The sequence below is a fragment of the Acinetobacter lwoffii genome, assembly GCF_024129855.1.
Classification (GTDB): Bacteria; Pseudomonadota; Gammaproteobacteria; order Pseudomonadales; family Moraxellaceae; genus Acinetobacter; species Acinetobacter lwoffii_L.
Genome location: NZ_JAMXXC010000003.1, coordinates 49269 through 64754, shown reverse-complemented (window position 1 = coordinate 64754; position 15486 = coordinate 49269). Strand labels below are relative to the sequence as shown.

The window sequence follows — 15486 nt, the reverse complement described above, 5'->3', positions numbered from 1 at the left end:
AATCCTCGCTTAAAGTTGAGCGATTTAGACCTGTTTATTCTGCCTAAACTGAGCTAAGCTTTAGCCTCGCTTGACGGAGCGCGAGTAATGCCTCGCTGAGATCATGTGATTCCTTTTATCATTATCAGGAATTGAGCATGAGTACCGTTGAACCTGATCAGGTTAATACCTGCGTAGGAATCAAGCCAGCTAAAAACCCAGCCCTTGCTTTATCTGTTCAGGATAAATCTGCCTACGTTTTTGGTCGTGCTTGATTCGTTGATGTCATTCATAAGGATCATAGCCATGAACCAGTTAACGAATCTTTCTTCTGAAACCACTCTCTCCGCTCATGAACAGGAAGCACGCGATTTAACGCGAATTCTGCCTGCCTCACGTAAAGTCTATCTGCAAGGCTCCCGTCCTGATATTCAGGTACCGATGCGGGAGATTTCCTTAAGTGAAACCCCGACCAGTCTGGGCGGTGAACATAATCCGCCATTAATGGTCTATGACACGTCTGGTGTGTATACTGACCCCGATGTGACGATTGACCTGAACAAAGGTCTGCCGAATATTCGTGAAAGCTGGATTGAGCAGCGCAACGATAGTGAAATTCTGGATCAGCTCAGTTCTGAATTTGGCCGCCAGCGTTTACGCGATATCCGTACCGCTGCGATCCGTTTCGCGCATATTCAAAAACCACGCAAAGCCAAATGCGGCCGCAACATCACCCAGATGCATTATGCCAAGCAAGGCATTATCACACCGGAAATGGAATACATTGCCATTCGTGAAAACCTACGTCAACTCGATGGTGTCGATATGCGCCAGCATCCGGGCCAGAATTTTGGTGCAAAAAACCTGACTGAAATTACGCCAGAATTTGTGCGTCAGGAAGTCGCCGCCGGCCGCGCGATTATTCCGGCCAATATCAATCATCCGGAACTGGAACCGATGATCATCGGGCGTAATTTTCTGGTCAAAATCAATGCCAATATTGGTAATTCTGCACTCGGTTCAAGTATCGAAGAAGAAGTCTCGAAAATGACCTGGGCGACACGTTGGGGTGCAGATACGATTATGGACCTCTCGACCGGCCAGAATATTCATGAAACCCGGGAGTGGATTATCCGCAACTCTCCTGTACCAATTGGAACCGTACCGATCTATCAGGCACTGGAAAAAGTCAATGGTGTGGCCGAAGACCTGAGCTGGGAGATCTTTAAAGACACCCTGATTGAACAAGCCGAACAAGGTGTGGACTATTTCACCATTCATGCCGGCGTGCTTTTAAGATATGTACCGCTGACGGCCAACCGTTTGACCGGTATCGTATCGCGTGGCGGTTCGATCATGGCGCAGTGGTGTCTGGCACATCATCAGGAAAACTTCTTGTATACCCATTTCGATGAAATCTGCGAGATCATGAAAGCTTATGACGTATCGTTCAGTCTGGGTGATGGCTTACGTCCAGGCTGTGTGCAGGATGCCAATGACGAAGCACAATTTGCCGAACTCAGAACTTTGGGCGAACTGACCCATCGTGCCTGGGAGCATGATGTTCAGGTGATGATCGAAGGTCCGGGGCATGTCCCGATGCATATGATCAAGGAAAATATGGACCTGCAACTGGAAGTCTGTAAAGAAGCACCCTTTTATACCTTGGGGCCTTTAACCACGGATATTGCACCGGGTTATGACCACATTACTTCAGCAATCGGCGCAGCAATGATTGGCTGGTATGGTACCGCGATGCTGTGTTATGTCACCCCTAAGGAGCATCTCGGTTTACCCAATAAAAAAGATGTCAAAGACGGCATTATTACCTACAAGATTGCCGCACATGCAGCCGATCTGGCCAAAGGTCATCCGGGAGCACAGGCCCGGGATAATGCCCTGTCCAAGGCGCGTTTTGAGTTCCGCTGGGAAGACCAGTTTAACTTGAGTCTGGATCCGGACACGGCGCGCAGCATGCATGATGAAACCATGCCGAAAGCCGCGCATAAATCTGCGCACTTTTGTTCCATGTGCGGACCAAAGTTCTGTTCAATGAAGATTAGCCAGAATGTTCGTGATTATGCCAGTCAACAGGCCAATCCTGATCAGCCGGCAAGCTCTCAGGCCGAAATTGAAGCCGGCATGAATCAGATGAAAGCCAGCTTCCACAACTCTGGTCAAAATTTATACCACAAACTATAAAACTGTAAAAAAAACAGTTGTCTTCAAAAAAAACTCAGATAGGATGAAAATAAATCAATTCATTCTATCTGAGCATATGAATATTATTAAACAGGCCTCTTATAATAAAAAAGACTTTAGCGTAGAGGCACGTGAGTTCTTGTACCAGGGATTTATTCAGGTAGAAAAAGTCAGCCTGAAACACCGTTTATTTAATCAGGAAAGCTCAACCCCTATTTTGCAACGTGAGCTGATTCATCGGCCAGAAGCAGCGGGTGTGCTGATGTACAATCATCAACAGCAGAAATTCGGCCTGATCGAACAGTTCCGGATTGGCGGACTGGATGATATCGACTCTCCTTGGCAACTCGAAGTAATTGCTGGCGTTCTGGATAGCGATGAAGCGCCTGAAACATGCATCCGTCGCGAAGCACTCGAAGAATCAGGCTGTACCCTGGATGAGCTGCAGCACATTTTCAGCTTCTATCCGTCCGCCGGGGCATGTTCCGAATTATTTCATTTATATGTGGCGCAGACCGAATTGCCTGAACAGGGCGGTATTTTTGGCATGCCGGATGAAGGTGAAAATATCCAGCTGCATATTCTGGATTATGCTGATATTCCGTCCTTGCTCACGAATGGTCGCTTAAGAAATGCACCTGTCATTATGGCCTTGCAATGGTTGCAACAACATATTCATACTGCAGGAATATGTCTAAGGGGAAAGACATGAGTTTTCAGCAGTCAAGCATAAACACACAGCCAGATTGGACCATTATCCAGATTTCTGATACCCATTTGATGGATCGGGAAGAGCTGGAATTTGCCCGGATGAATCCCGAGCAGAGTTTTCACGAGGTGATGCAGCAGATCCAACAGCGCTTTCCCCAAATGGATGCACTGATTCATACTGGTGATCTGGCGCAGGTGCCGGTCGAACAGACTTATCAGCGATATTTGGAATATATTCAGTCTTTAAACGTGCCGCATTATCAGATTCCAGGTAACCATGATGACATTCGGGTGTTCCCTTTTCACCAGAACGTGAATCAGGTACATGCCATTCATTTTGGCACCTGGACCATGATCCTGTTAAATAGTGCCGTTCAAGGCAAGATCGATGGCTGGGTGGAACAAGCTCAACTCGATCAATTGGACCAATTATTGCTTGAATTTAAGCATCAGCATGTCATTGTCGCTTGCCATCATCATCCTTTTGCGATGAAATCGTACTGGATTGATCAGCACCGGCTGAAAAATGCTGAAGATTTAAAAGATGTACTGGCTCGGCATCATAATATCAAGCTGGTTCTGTTTGGTCATGTGCATCAGGATTCCTGCAACGAATGGCATGGCATCTACTTTTTATCCACGCCATCGACCAGTGTGCAGTTTAAACCTAAAAGTGAAGATTTCGCGCTAGATCAGGCGGCACCAGGTTATCGTGTATTACATTTGCAACAAAATGGTGAGTTTGATACCTATATTGAACGGGTGGCATTGAGCCAGCAAAATATTAATACCGAAATTTCAGGTTATTAACTTTTCAATTTGTTTTTTTTGCATTACTTTATTGCAACCAAAGGAAATGTGATATGCATAGTCCAGACATCAAAGACTATCAATAAGCATAAAAAGTCTATATGATGACGGCCCCCATAGGAGGATAATCTTTCTACAGGGTGGATAAAAAACTGCATATCACCATATTTTTTGCGTAGCAATCATACGCATAGATGAGGAATGCCCTAAATGGCGAATGACAACCAAAATCAAGTCTTAGACAATCAAACTGATGTTGTAGAAGAGAAAGCTGCAAAGCGCGTACGCAAATCTAAGCCTAAAACGACTGACGGTGGTTCTACTGCTAGCTTATTTGGTATTGAACCTTATCAACCTAAAAAAAATGAAGAATACATGTCTGAAGGTCAGCTTCAGCATTTCCGCCAAATCTTGCTGGCTTGGAAAGCTGAGTTGATGTCAGAAGTGGATCGTACCCTGAATACGATGCAAGACGAAAATACTGCTCTTCCAGATGTGAATGACCGTGCGACTCAGGAAGAAGAGTTTGCGATTGAGTTACGTACCCGTGACCGTGAACGTAAACTGATTCGTAAAATCGAACAGTCGATCGAAGCAATCCAGAATGATGACTATGGTTTCTGTGAAACTTGTGGTATCGAGATTGGCTTGCGTCGTTTAGAAGCACGTCCAACGGCTACTTTATGTATTGACTGCAAAACCCTTGCAGAGATCAAAGAGAAGCAAAATAACGGTTAAGTATGTCTGTAAATAATCCTCCCCTAACCCCTCCTTTAAAAAAGGAGGGGGACAACAGGATGGCTTATGTGGGCCGGTTCGCGCCATCGCCAACCGGCCCTTTGCATTTTGGCTCCCTCATTACCGCAGTTGCCAGTTACTGCGATGCCAAAGCCAATCAAGGCACATGGCTGGTCCGGATTGAAGACACCGATATTCCCCGCATTTATCCCGGCAGCGAAGAGCATATCCTGCGTGCCATGGATGCCTTTCAGCTTGAACCTGATGCCGAAATCATTTTCCAGAAAGACCGTTTAGATATTTACGAAGACGTCATCCAGCAATTACGTCAGCAAGACCTAGTCTATGCCTGTCAATGTACCCGTAAAATGCTCGGTTCCAACCATATCTATCAGGATACCTGCCGCAACTTGGGTCTGGCTTTTGAGCATCAGGCCATCCGTTTAAAAGTTGAAGATGTTGAAATCTGTTTTGAAGACCGGCTGCAAGGTCAGCACTGTTCAGAACTGAAAAAAGATCTGGGCGATTTTGTCTTAAAACGTCGTGACGGCATTATGAATTACCAGCTGGCTGTAGTAGTCGATGACTATCTGCAAGGTATGACTCATGCGGTACGTGGAGCTGATCTTTTAGATAATACCGAACGGCAAATCTATCTGGGACAGTTACTCGGTTATCCGCGTCTGAGCTATATGCATCTACCGCTGGCAATGAATGATCAGGGGCAAAAACTGTCAAAACAGAATCTGGCCCAAGCACTGGATTTAACTCAGGCACCCCAATTATTAAAACAGGCACTTCAGGCTTTGCATCAGGCTGAAGTTGATTTGGACACTCCCGATCGGATGCTGCAACAGGCGGTAGTACAATGGGACATTGAGCGGATTCCACATACAACTGAGCTACAAGGTCACTATTTATAAAAACAGCTTTTCACTTAAGCTAGACTTCTAGAATGAAAAATTGATAGGAAGAAGAGTATGTTTTTTATTTTTGGCGTCGGCCCTAAAACCAAAACCATTGAGAAAAGCCAGTTTCTGTGTCCGGTCTGCCGTACCCGTTCGGGCTATGAGCTAAAACAGCAGCGTAATTATTTTTCTTTATTTTTTATACCCTTGATTCCACTTTCCAAGCCTAAATCTGCTTTTGTGACCTGTTCCAATTGTGGAACCGCAATGCCGAGCACGGTACTGGACCATGCTCAGCCAGAGCCAGGACGAAACTCCAATCTAGAAGCTTGATTCTTCGCGGCTTGGATTGACCTGACGCGTGGTCGAATCAATTTTCAGAATCAGACTGATCATGACCGCACAGATAATCAGGGATGAACCGCCATAACTAATAAATGGCAAGGTCAAACCCTTGGTCGGCAACATGCCCATATTCATACCGGCATTCACCAGAATCTGTAACAGGAAAATGATACTGATGCCATAAGCCAGATAGCCGGCACGCAAATATTGATGCTGCAAGGCGCGGTGTCCAATGCGGATACAGCAAACCAGCATGGTGAAGGACAAGATCAGGATGGTTGAAATGCCTAAAAAGCCAAATTCTTCACCCAAAATTGCCAGCATGAAATCGGTATGCGCCTCAGGCAAATAAGACATTTTCTGGATACTATGCCCCAAGCCTACCCCTGCCCATTCCCCACGGCCAAAGGCCATAAGGGCATTAGAGAGCTGATAACCGGTGCCTAAGGGATCTTCCCAAGGATTCGAAAAAGACAGCAGACGTTGCAGACGATACGGTTCCAACAGAATCGCGGCAGCAAATGCGCCGACCAAGGTCATAAAAGCCACACCGAACTGAATCCACGGCGCACCCGCCAGAAAGAACACGCCAAGCATGGTTAAGGTAATTACCACGGTTGCACCCAAGTCAGGCTCGAGAATAATCAAACCGACGGTAGCACCCATGATGGCACTTAAACGGACCAGACCCTTGATATTATTCCGTACTTCTTCCGCACGGCGCACCACGTAGTCTGCAGTAAAAATTGCCATCATCACTTTGGCGACTTCCGAAGCCTGTAAGGTAAAGCCTGCGATCCGAATCCAGCGTTTGGAACCATTGACTTCCGTCCCGACAAATAGCACGGCCACCAAAAGTACGATGGTAATAATCCACAAAAAGAAAGTGTTATTAAACCAGACTTTTAAGGGGATTTTATAAGCCAGAAAAGCTGCTACGGCAGCGACAAAAATCGAAATCCCATGTCGGCTAATATAGTGAAACGGATTTTCATGCATACGTTCTGCATAGGGCATCGAGGCCGATGCCACCATGATCGAACCAATGCAGAGCAAAGCCAACACACAGAAAATCAATACATTCCGTGGATTCACTTCAGCAGGTATTCTAGGTATCCACTGCGTATAAAATTGATTTAATTTATTGATCGTAGTCTGAGCAAACCCAGCCATATCACGAATCCTTGTTATTCTTAATTGAGTTCATTCACATACGCAACAAACTTGCGACCACGCTCAGGATAACCCGAGAACATATCAAAACTTGCGCATGCAGGAGACAATAGCACGACATCATGTGCCTGAGTGTGCTTTTGGCAGATTTCTACTGCCTGCTGCAAGCTGTCCGCATGAATCAGTTCAGTCGTACCCGCAATCGCTGCTTCAATGACGGGACGATCTTCACCGATTAATACCGCTACTTTGGCATATTTGCTTAATGATTCACGCAAGGCTTTAAAGTCCTGCCCTTTGCCCTGACCACCGAGAATAATCGCGACTTTACCGCCTTGGGCTTCAATGGCCATGCCGAGACCGTCCAGTGCTGCCAAGGTTGCGCCGATATTGGTACCTTTGGAGTCGTTATAATAACGTACGCCTTGCACTTCTTTAACGAATTCACAGCGATGTTCCAGACCTTTAAAGGTCTTTAAGGTATTCAACATGCTTTCCAGTGGCAGGCCAATCGCTTCACCCAGCGCCAGACAGGCTAAGGCATTGGCAACATTATGCGTGCCCTGCATATACATCTCGGTACTTTTCAGCAGACGCTCACGACCACGCGCCAGCCAGATGCTGCCATCCGTATCCTTGAGAATACCGTACTGGTTCATATCCGGTGCATTTAGACCAAAGCTTTGTATCGGTGTTACGTCTGGCACCAGAGGACGGGTCAAAGAGTCATCACGGTTATAGACGACTTTTTTTACACCCTGGAAAATCCGGTGTTTCGCCGTGTGATAACCCATCATATCGCCATGACGATCCAGATGATCTTCACTCATGTTCAACACCACCGCGACTTCAGCCGCCAGATTTGAGGTGGTTTCCAGCTGAAAACTGGACAGCTCGAGTATATACAGCTCAGGATCGTCTTTAGTCAGGTCTAGCGCAGGACGACCTAAGTTACCACCGATAGCGACTTTTTTACCTGCATCCGCTGCCATCAAGCCAATCAAGGTCGTCACGGTACTTTTGGCATTAGAACCGGTAATTGCTACGATTGGCTTGTCTGTAGCACGGCGTAAAATCTGGATTTCACTGACTACTGGAATGCCCTTGTTGATGGCTGCCTGAATTTCAGGAAGTTTAGGATCAAGTCCTGGGCTGATCACGATTTCTTCCGCAGACAACAACAGCTCGGCATCAAACTGACCGAAACTGGTCTGAACTTCAGCGGGTATCTGCTCATGCCCTGGCGGGTTAGCTCTAGAATCTGTTACTGCAACGCGGTAGCCCTGACTATGCAAGAAATTGACTGCTGCAACACCTGATATTCCGAGTCCTGCAACGACTTTTAACCCACCACGTTGTATTAACATTTTCGCCCCATATTTTGGTCTATTTTGAAACTGACGAAATGGTAGCACTTTGCTGTTTTGAATGCCTTTTCTGATTGGCTTTTCTGCACATTTTTTTTGTGTCCATGCGTAAAAAAACCGTCATGATCATGACGGTTTTTAAAATTCAGCCAGAAAAGGAAATTATTTCCATTTCACCGCTTGTTGGGCTGGCTTTTCTTCTGAACTTTTTTCTGAAACCGGACAGGCACAGTTGCCACCACAGCCTGCAGCCATACCCGGTTGCAGCCATTTGGCCAGACGCTTCCAGCCCTTGGCTGCACAGGCATCAGACAGCTTCTGGAAGACTGAGTTAGAGGTGTTCGGAAACACCTTTTTGAATACTACCAGCATGCTCCAAAGCACCAGTGCTGTCACAATTAGAATTTCAATCATCTCAATCTCCCATACATATACAATGCAGCACACTCAATTGGCCAAGGCCAAACTGAGATTTAGCCCAAATAATATGAAGCAATTTGATAAGTCAGGAATGACATGAAATATGCCAGACCAAACAGGTAAATGGTCATGATACTGACAGTTTTCCAGGAACCGGTTTCACGTTTAACCGTTGCCAGAGTCGCTAGACAATGTGGTGCATAAATAAACCACACCAGCAAAGACAAACCTGTCGCAACTGACCAGCCCAGATCACCTCCACCGCTGATCAGCGCAGCCAGACCTTCAGACATCGCATCTTCATCAACTGCCGACATCGCATAGACTGTGCCCAGTGCTGCAACGACCACTTCACGCGCTGCCATCGCCGGAATCAGGGCAATACAGATCTGCCAGTTAAAACCGAGGGGTGCAAAGATCGGTTGCATCAGATGACCGAGCATCCCTGCCAATGAATAATCAATGGCCGGCAGGGTTGCGCCTTCTGGTGGCTGCGGGAACGTACACAGGAACCACAGCACAATCGATAAGGCGAAGATGATGCCGCCGACACGTTTCAAGAAGATTTTGCCGCGATCCAATAAGCCGATCCAAACGTTCTTCAAGTCCGGAAAACGGTAGCTTGGCAGTTCCATCAGCAGCATGTGCTGTGATTTATCTTTGTGGAAGAATTTCAACACAAAAGACACCAGCAAGGCACTTACGATACCTGCCATATAAAGACCGAAAAGCACCAGACCTTGCAGATTCAGGAAACCCCAGACAGTTTGTGCGGGTACAAATGCCGCAATTAGCAAGGCATAAACTGGCAAACGCGCCGAACAGGTCATTAAAGGTGCAACAAAAATCGTGGTTAAACGATCTCGTGGATCACTGATGGTCCGCGATGCCATGATGCCGGGAATGGCACAGGCAAAGCTGGACAATAACGGAATAAAGGCACGTCCTGATAAACCGGCTTTAAACATCAGTTTATCGAGCAAGAAGGCTGCACGCGGTAAATAACCCGATTCTTCCAGTACCAGAATAAAGAAGAACAGAATCAGAATTTGTGGCAGGAATACGACTACTCCGCCTGCACCGGCAATAATCCCATCTACCACCAGACTATTCAGTAATGGGTGCGAAATATATTCGCCGAGGAACTCACCCAGCCAGCCGAAGAAGGTTTCAATCCCATCCATAAACGGCGCAGCCCAGGCAAATACCGCCTGGAAAATCACGAACATCATTACGGCTAAGCTGAGTAAACCCAATACCGGATGTAGAAAAATCTTGTCGAGGAAGTCGGTACGTTTATCTTCCTGATCGACGAAATTGACCACGTCATTCAGAATATTTTCCACGCGCTGGTAACTGTCACCTTTCAAGCCGCTGAGTTCGGTCTGTGGTAAAGAATACTTGCCTTGATCTAGCGCATTTTTCAGGTTTTCAATCCCTGAATTGCGCACAGCCACCGTTTCTACCACAGGTACGCCCAGTCGCTCAGACAGCTTCTGGGTATTGATCTGCATGCCACGACGGCGTGCTTCATCCATCATGTTCAGCACAACCAGCACCGGACGACCCAGCTGAATCATTTCCAGCACCAGACCCAAATGCAATTTCAGATTGGTGGCATCTACCACACACAAAAATGCATCCTGCTCTTGCTCTTCCGCGATTTTACCTTGTACGACGTTGCGGGTGATTTCTTCATCTGGACTGGTTGCATCCAGACTATAAGTTCCCGGCAAATCCAGTACCCGTACCGCTTTGCCTGAGGCAAGCTGAAATGTACCGACTTTACGTTCAACCGTCACACCCGCATAGTTACCGACTTTTTGGCGTGTTCCGGTTAAGTGGTTGAATAATGAAGTTTTACCGCAGTTAGGGTTACCGACAAGGGCAATACGTAATGTATCACTCATGCCGACACCGCCTGTTCAATTTCAATTTTGGCTGCTTCTGATTTACGCAAAGCAAAACGTGTGAATCCAACTTGAATCAAAATGGGATCTCCACCAAAAATACCTTTAGTAATGACCTGTACCTTTGTACCTGGTACAAAGCCTAAAGTTTCCAAACGACTCGCGACGACATCGTGTAGAGCACTTTCACCATCAGTTGTTCGACTCACTTTTCGAATGATGGCAATTTGTTTTGCTTTTAAATCAGACAAACGCACCGTGAAATTCCTAAACTATTTTGTACAGTATACAAACAAATGAGAATAATTAACAAATAAGATTAATTACATTTCGATTTAGCCTTATACCACATCGACACCGTCATAAAATTAAACTACAGTGGAGAATACCAATCCCGATTATCGCTTTTTCAGATCAGATCCTTTCACCTTATGCTGAATAAAAAACCCCGTATTCCTGCCCCTGTCCAGATTCCTGATGCGTTCAGTTATTTACAGGGTTTTCGTGATTATCTGATTGCACAAACGGTCAGCCCGCATACCCGCAATGCCTATTTGTCCGACCTGGTGCAATGTGCAGAATGCCTGAGCAAGCCTCTGCCGGAATGGAATCATGATGATATTTCCGATGTGCTGATTACACTGACCAAACAGCAAAAAAGTCCACGTTCGATTGCCCGCTGCCTGTCTGCCTTGCGTTCATTTTATAAATTTCTGCGCGAGCAAAAACTGCGTAGTGACAATCCGGTGGCTGCACATAAAACCCCAAAACTGGGCCGGGCCTTACCCAAAGATCTCTCCGAAGCAGATGTCGAAGCCTTAATTCATGCCCCTAATATCAACACGGCATTAGGACTGCGTGATCGAGCCATGTTCGAAGTGCTGTATGCCTGCGGACTCCGGGTGACCGAACTGATTAACTTACGTCTGGAACTGATCAACTTAAAACAGGGGTATTTACGTATCGTCGGTAAGGGCAATAAAGAACGCCTGGTTCCGATGGGACAAATGGCTTGTGAATGGGTAGAAAAATATCTGAACGAAGCCCGTCCGCAACTGTATAAGACTTCGACCGATCATCTGTTTCTGACCCAGCATGGCGGCATCATGAGCCGGCAGAATTTCTGGTATGCGATTAAGCGTTATGCGCTGCAGGCCGGCATTCAGTCCGAACTGTCACCGCATACCTTACGTCATGCCTTTGCGACACATTTACTCAATCATGGCGCAGACTTACGCGTAGTGCAGATGTTGCTCGGGCATAGTGATCTGTCTACCACCCAGATTTATACCCATGTGGCACAGGTACGGATGCAACAGCTGCATGCCACCCATCATCCACGTGCTTAAAACATATCCGGATGGAATAAACTGAGAAGTTTGACGTGTGGGTATTTTTTTTTGTTATGCTAATACTCTGTTTTTAATCCAAGAAGAAAAGGGTTTTTTATGACATTTGCCCGCTCAAAAATTTTTATGGCTTGCACACTTGCTGCTGGTTTGGGTCTGACTGCGTGTTCCAATTCCACTAACAACGATAAAAAGCAAGAGTTGACTGCAAGCGCACCTGCGACGGGCGAAGCCTCTACCCTGACCGAACGCAATGCAGAACAGCGTCTGGCGTCTACGTTGGAAAAGCATTTCAAAACCGCTGGCATCAGTGCCAAAATTACCGACATTAAAGCCACTGAAGTGCCGAACCTGTACTGGGTGAGTCTGGAAGGCATGTCTGCGGTCTATGTCACCAGTGACGGTAAATATCTGATTCAGGGCGATGTGATCCGTCTCGGCGACAAACAGCTACACAATGTCAGCGAAAACCTGCAGGCAGGCATCAACAATAAACTCTTTGCTGAACTCAAGCCAGCAGACTTGCTGGTCTATCCAGCTAAAGGCAAAGCCAAGCATGTGGTTTATGTGTTTACCGATGTCAGCTGTCCGTATTGCCATAAATTCCATGAGCAAATGGATGAGATGAATGCCAAAGGCATTGAAGTGCGTTATATCGCCTGGCCGCGTGGTGAACAGCATATGCCAGCCATGGAAGCGATCTGGTGCAGTGCCGACCGCCGTAGTGCCTTTAACCAGGCGATTGCGGGTGCACAGATTAGTGCAGAGAAGTGTGAAAATCCTGTTCAAGATCAATATCAAATGGGTCTAAATATGGGTGTGAATGGTACCCCTGCCATTTATAATTCAGCAGGTACTTATCTAGGTGGTTATATGTCTACATCGGAATTATTGAATCGGCTTAAATAACTCATTTTAATAAGTTATTTAACTTTATTTTATAGATAAAGATATTCTGAAATGACCCTAGAGTCAGGCGGGTTTTTTAGCTATGATCTAGGCTCTTGTAAAAAACTGTTTATATTTGGAGTGTGACGTGAAACCAGTTCGTCTGGCAATCCTCGGTCTTGGTACTGTAGGTGGTGGTGCCTTGAAACTATTAAAAGAAAATGCTGCTGAGATCAAACGTCGCACCGGTCGTGAAATTGAAATTACCCATGTAGGCACCCGTCGTCCACGTCCTGATCTGGATCTGCCAGAATCGGTCAAACAAAGTGCCGACTTGATGGACATCGTACGTCAACCTGATGTAGACGTCGTGGTGGAAGTCATGGGCGGAATTCATCCTGCTTTTGAAATTATTATGGAAGCCATGAAACATGGCAAACATATTGTAACGGCCAACAAAGCACTCTTGGCTGAACACGGCAACGAACTGTTTAAAGCGGCTGAAGACAATGCCGTACAGATTGCCTATGAAGCCGCAGTGGCTGGTGGCATTCCGATTATTAAAGTGATTCGTGAAGGTCTGGCAGCCAACAAGATTGAATGGCTGGCCGGTATTATTAACGGTACGGGTAACTTCATTCTCAGTGAAATGCGTGAAAAAGGCCGTGCTTTTGAAGATGTGCTGAAAGAGGCTCAAGAACTGGGTTATGCCGAAGCCGATCCAACTTTTGATGTGGAAGGTATTGATGCTGCGCACAAGCTCACCATTCTGGCCTCATGTGCCTTTGGTATTCCGCTACAGTTTGACAAAGTCTTTACTGAAGGCATTGGCAAAGTCACTGCACAAGACGTGAAATATGCCGAAGACCTCGGTTTCCGGATTAAACACCTGGGTATTGCACGCCGTACCGATGCCGGGATTGAACTCCGTGTACACCCGACCCTGATTCCAGATGACCAGCTGATTGCCAATGTTAACGGCGTGAAAAATGCGGTTCTGGTACAAGCGAATGCGGTTGGCCCAACACTGTACTATGGTGCTGGCGCGGGTGCGGGACCAACGGCTTCTGCGGTTGTTGCCGATGTGGTTGATATTGTCCGTGACATTATTTACACAGAAGACGGCGCAGGCACCATTCCGCAACTGGCTTTTGAAGCGCTCAGTGATTTACCGATCTTGAGTCGTGAACAAATGACCACCGGCTATTACATCCGTATTAATGCCGAAGATCAGATGGGCGTGCTTGCCGATGTCACCACAATTCTCAGTCGTGCCGGTATCAGTATTGATGCGATCATGCAGCAACCGCGTTTATCCAAAGACCTTATTCCTATCGTGATTCTGACCGATCCTATCGTCGAATCAAAAATGGATGCAGCGCTTTCACAAATTCAAGCATTACCCGTCATTCATGGCGAAATTGTACGAATTCGTTTAGAATCGCTTGATAATTAATCGGGTTGAGGGGAGGATTCCCCTAGCCAAGCTCTACACACAATTGGAACATCATCATGTCGAATGCCAATCGTTATACTGGTTTAGTTGACCGCTATCGCGACCGTTTACCAGTGTCTGCAACTACTCGTGCGATCTCTTTGGGTGAAGGTAATACTCCACTGATCAAGCTTGAGAATATTCCACGCATTATTGGTAAAGATGTTGAAATTTATGTGAAGTACGAGGGCTTAAACCCGACTGGTTCATTTAAAGACCGCGGTATGACTATGGCGGTGACCAAAGCCGTTGAAGAAGGCTCTAAAGCCATCATCTGCGCATCTACTGGTAACACCTCTGCGGCGGCGGCTGCATATGCTGCGCGTGCCGGCATCAAAGCATTCGTACTCATCCCGGAAGGCAAAATTGCCATGGGTAAAATGGCTCAAGCGATGATGTATGGTGCGATCACCATGCAAATTCGCGGTAACTTCGATGACGGTATGCGTCTGGTCAAAGAAGTTGCCGATCAGGCACCGGTAACGATTGTAAACTCAATCAACCCCTACCGCCTGCAAGGTCAAAAAACCATTGCTTACGAGATCGTTGAAGCTTTAGGTCGTGCACCGGATTATCACTGCCTGCCAGTCGGTAACGCGGGTAACATCACTGCGCACTGGATGGGTTATACCGAAGCGGTTGCCAACCAGTCGAAAGAAGAATTTGAGCAAGTCGTTTACGATGCTGAAACTGATGCTTTCACTGGTCCTAAACCGGCAGGCTTGCCAATCATGGCAGGTTATCAAGCGTCTGGTGCTGCACCTTTCCTTCGTGGCGGTCCAGTAGAAAATCCGGAAACTGTTGCAACTGCGATTCGTATCGGCAATCCGCAAAGCTTCAATCATGCTAAAGCGGTTGTTCGTGATTCAAACGGCTGGTTTGATGAACTGACTGATGCGGAGATTCTTGAAGCTCAACGTCTGCTTTCTATGTATGAAGGTGTATTCGTAGAGCCTGCGTCTGCTGCGTCTGTCGGCGGCGCGATCCGTGACATTAAAGCGGGTAAAATTGCTGAAGGTTCAGTGATCGTATGTACCGTAACGGGTAACGGTCTGAAAGATCCAGACACTGCTATCAAGCAATGTGCTGATGCCGTAATGTTGTCGATTGATGCAACTATGAGTCAAGTTAAAGACTCTATTCTGTCGAATATGTAATTCCGGCCAGAATTAAAAAAACCCTGCAAGTGCA

The 15486-nt window shown here is 46.6% G+C and carries 15 protein-coding genes and 1 riboswitch; of the genes, 10 read left to right on the top strand and 5 right to left on the bottom strand.

Translation table 11 applies throughout. The features are described 5' to 3' along the window. Window positions 1-64 precede the first annotated feature (64 nt). A riboswitch (TPP riboswitch) is annotated at window positions 65-197 on the top strand. Between the two features lie 88 nt (window positions 198-285). The 6 genes from thiC to NI465_RS03780 all read left to right on the top strand — a co-directional run bounded on the left by thiC (window position 286) and on the right by NI465_RS03780 (window position 5681). Then, on the top strand, window positions 286-2181 hold the full coding sequence (gene thiC, locus NI465_RS03805; RefSeq protein WP_253144370.1) for a phosphomethylpyrimidine synthase ThiC: 1896 nt from the start codon (window positions 286-288) through the stop codon (window positions 2179-2181). Between the two features lie 76 nt (window positions 2182-2257). Next, on the top strand, window positions 2258-2893 hold the full coding sequence (locus NI465_RS03800) for an NUDIX domain-containing protein (protein ID WP_253144368.1): 636 nt from the start codon (window positions 2258-2260) through the stop codon (window positions 2891-2893). After that, window positions 2890-3702: a 3',5'-cyclic-AMP phosphodiesterase gene (cpdA, locus tag NI465_RS03795; protein ID WP_253144366.1), complete on the top strand. Its 813-nt coding sequence runs from the start codon at window positions 2890-2892 to the stop codon at window positions 3700-3702. Before NI465_RS03800 ends, cpdA begins: the two co-directional genes overlap by 4 nt. Before the next feature lie 210 nt (window positions 3703-3912). After that, complete coding sequence (dksA, locus tag NI465_RS03790; protein ID WP_004281072.1) at window positions 3913-4440, top strand: RNA polymerase-binding protein DksA; 528 nt, start codon at window positions 3913-3915, stop codon at window positions 4438-4440. 2 nt (window positions 4441-4442) lie between these two features. Then, entirely contained in the window at window positions 4443-5363 is a 921-nt protein-coding gene (gluQRS, locus tag NI465_RS03785; protein ID WP_004281071.1) for a tRNA glutamyl-Q(34) synthetase GluQRS, read from the top strand. A gap of 57 nt (window positions 5364-5420) precedes the next feature. Then, window positions 5421-5681, top strand: a complete 261-nt coding sequence (locus NI465_RS03780; RefSeq protein WP_004281070.1) for a zinc ribbon domain-containing protein — start codon at window positions 5421-5423, stop codon at window positions 5679-5681. On the opposite strand, the gene ftsW is transcribed toward NI465_RS03780, so the two are convergent. From ftsW to NI465_RS03755, 5 genes are all read right to left on the bottom strand, one after another. Next, window positions 5670-6866, bottom strand: coding sequence for a putative lipid II flippase FtsW (gene ftsW, locus NI465_RS03775; protein WP_004281069.1), 1197 nt, complete (start codon window positions 6864-6866; stop codon window positions 5670-5672). The two genes, NI465_RS03780 and ftsW, sit on opposite strands and share 12 nt — an antisense overlap. Window positions 6867-6886: 20 nt before the next feature. Then, complete coding sequence (gene murD, locus NI465_RS03770) at window positions 6887-8233, bottom strand: UDP-N-acetylmuramoyl-L-alanine--D-glutamate ligase (RefSeq protein WP_253144364.1); 1347 nt, start codon at window positions 8231-8233, stop codon at window positions 6887-6889. 162 nt (window positions 8234-8395) lie between these two features. Further along, window positions 8396-8647 (bottom strand): DUF6587 family protein, encoded by a 252-nt coding sequence (locus NI465_RS03765; RefSeq protein WP_180086774.1) that lies wholly within the window; start codon window positions 8645-8647, stop codon window positions 8396-8398. A 59-nt stretch (window positions 8648-8706) separates the two neighbouring features. Next, entirely contained in the window at window positions 8707-10563 is a 1857-nt protein-coding gene (feoB, locus tag NI465_RS03760; RefSeq protein WP_180086773.1) for a ferrous iron transporter B, read from the bottom strand. Continuing rightward, complete coding sequence (locus NI465_RS03755; protein ID WP_004281065.1) at window positions 10560-10820, bottom strand: FeoA family protein; 261 nt, start codon at window positions 10818-10820, stop codon at window positions 10560-10562. The genes feoB and NI465_RS03755 overlap by 4 nt, the downstream gene beginning before the upstream one ends. Window positions 10821-10994: 174 nt before the next feature. Between NI465_RS03755 and xerD the strand changes: the two genes are divergently transcribed. The 4 genes from xerD (at window position 10995) to thrC (ending at window position 15452) form a co-directional block, all read left to right on the top strand. Beyond that, window positions 10995-11912, top strand: coding sequence for a site-specific tyrosine recombinase XerD (gene xerD / locus NI465_RS03750; RefSeq protein WP_253144361.1), 918 nt, complete (start codon window positions 10995-10997; stop codon window positions 11910-11912). 99 nt (window positions 11913-12011) lie between these two features. Then, window positions 12012-12821, top strand: coding sequence for a DsbC family protein (locus NI465_RS03745; protein ID WP_005108457.1), 810 nt, complete (start codon window positions 12012-12014; stop codon window positions 12819-12821). Window positions 12822-12948: 127 nt separating this feature from the next. After that, the gene (locus tag NI465_RS03740; RefSeq protein ID WP_148334362.1) at window positions 12949-14256 is read left to right on the top strand and encodes a homoserine dehydrogenase; all 1308 of its coding nucleotides are present in this window, start codon (window positions 12949-12951) and stop codon (window positions 14254-14256) included. A gap of 56 nt (window positions 14257-14312) precedes the next feature. Next, the gene (gene thrC / locus NI465_RS03735) at window positions 14313-15452 is read left to right on the top strand and encodes a threonine synthase (RefSeq protein WP_004281061.1); all 1140 of its coding nucleotides are present in this window, start codon (window positions 14313-14315) and stop codon (window positions 15450-15452) included. Window positions 15453-15486 lie beyond the last annotated feature (34 nt).

Excerpts from the sequence above, each read along its gene's own strand:
- thiC (WP_253144370.1), top strand. The coding sequence starts at position 286 with ATGAACCAGTTAACGAATCTTTCTTCTGAAACCACTCTCTCCGCTCAT.
- NI465_RS03800 (WP_253144368.1), top strand. The coding sequence starts at position 2,258 with ATGAATATTATTAAACAGGCCTCTTATAATAAAAAAGACTTTAGCGTA.
- cpdA (WP_253144366.1), top strand. The coding sequence starts at position 2,890 with ATGAGTTTTCAGCAGTCAAGCATAAACACACAGCCAGATTGGACCATT.
- dksA (WP_004281072.1), top strand. The coding sequence starts at position 3,913 with ATGGCGAATGACAACCAAAATCAAGTCTTAGACAATCAAACTGATGTT.
- gluQRS (WP_004281071.1), top strand. The coding sequence starts at position 4,443 with ATGTCTGTAAATAATCCTCCCCTAACCCCTCCTTTAAAAAAGGAGGGG.
- NI465_RS03780 (WP_004281070.1), top strand. The coding sequence starts at position 5,421 with ATGTTTTTTATTTTTGGCGTCGGCCCTAAAACCAAAACCATTGAGAAA.
- ftsW (WP_004281069.1), bottom strand. The coding sequence starts at position 6,866 with ATGGCTGGGTTTGCTCAGACTACGATCAATAAATTAAATCAATTTTAT.
- murD (WP_253144364.1), bottom strand. The coding sequence starts at position 8,233 with ATGTTAATACAACGTGGTGGGTTAAAAGTCGTTGCAGGACTCGGAATA.
- NI465_RS03765 (WP_180086774.1), bottom strand. The coding sequence starts at position 8,647 with ATGATTGAAATTCTAATTGTGACAGCACTGGTGCTTTGGAGCATGCTG.
- feoB (WP_180086773.1), bottom strand. The coding sequence starts at position 10,563 with ATGAGTGATACATTACGTATTGCCCTTGTCGGTAACCCTAACTGCGGT.
- xerD (WP_253144361.1), top strand. The coding sequence starts at position 10,995 with ATGCTGAATAAAAAACCCCGTATTCCTGCCCCTGTCCAGATTCCTGAT.
- NI465_RS03745 (WP_005108457.1), top strand. The coding sequence starts at position 12,012 with ATGACATTTGCCCGCTCAAAAATTTTTATGGCTTGCACACTTGCTGCT.
- thrC (WP_004281061.1), top strand. The coding sequence starts at position 14,313 with ATGTCGAATGCCAATCGTTATACTGGTTTAGTTGACCGCTATCGCGAC.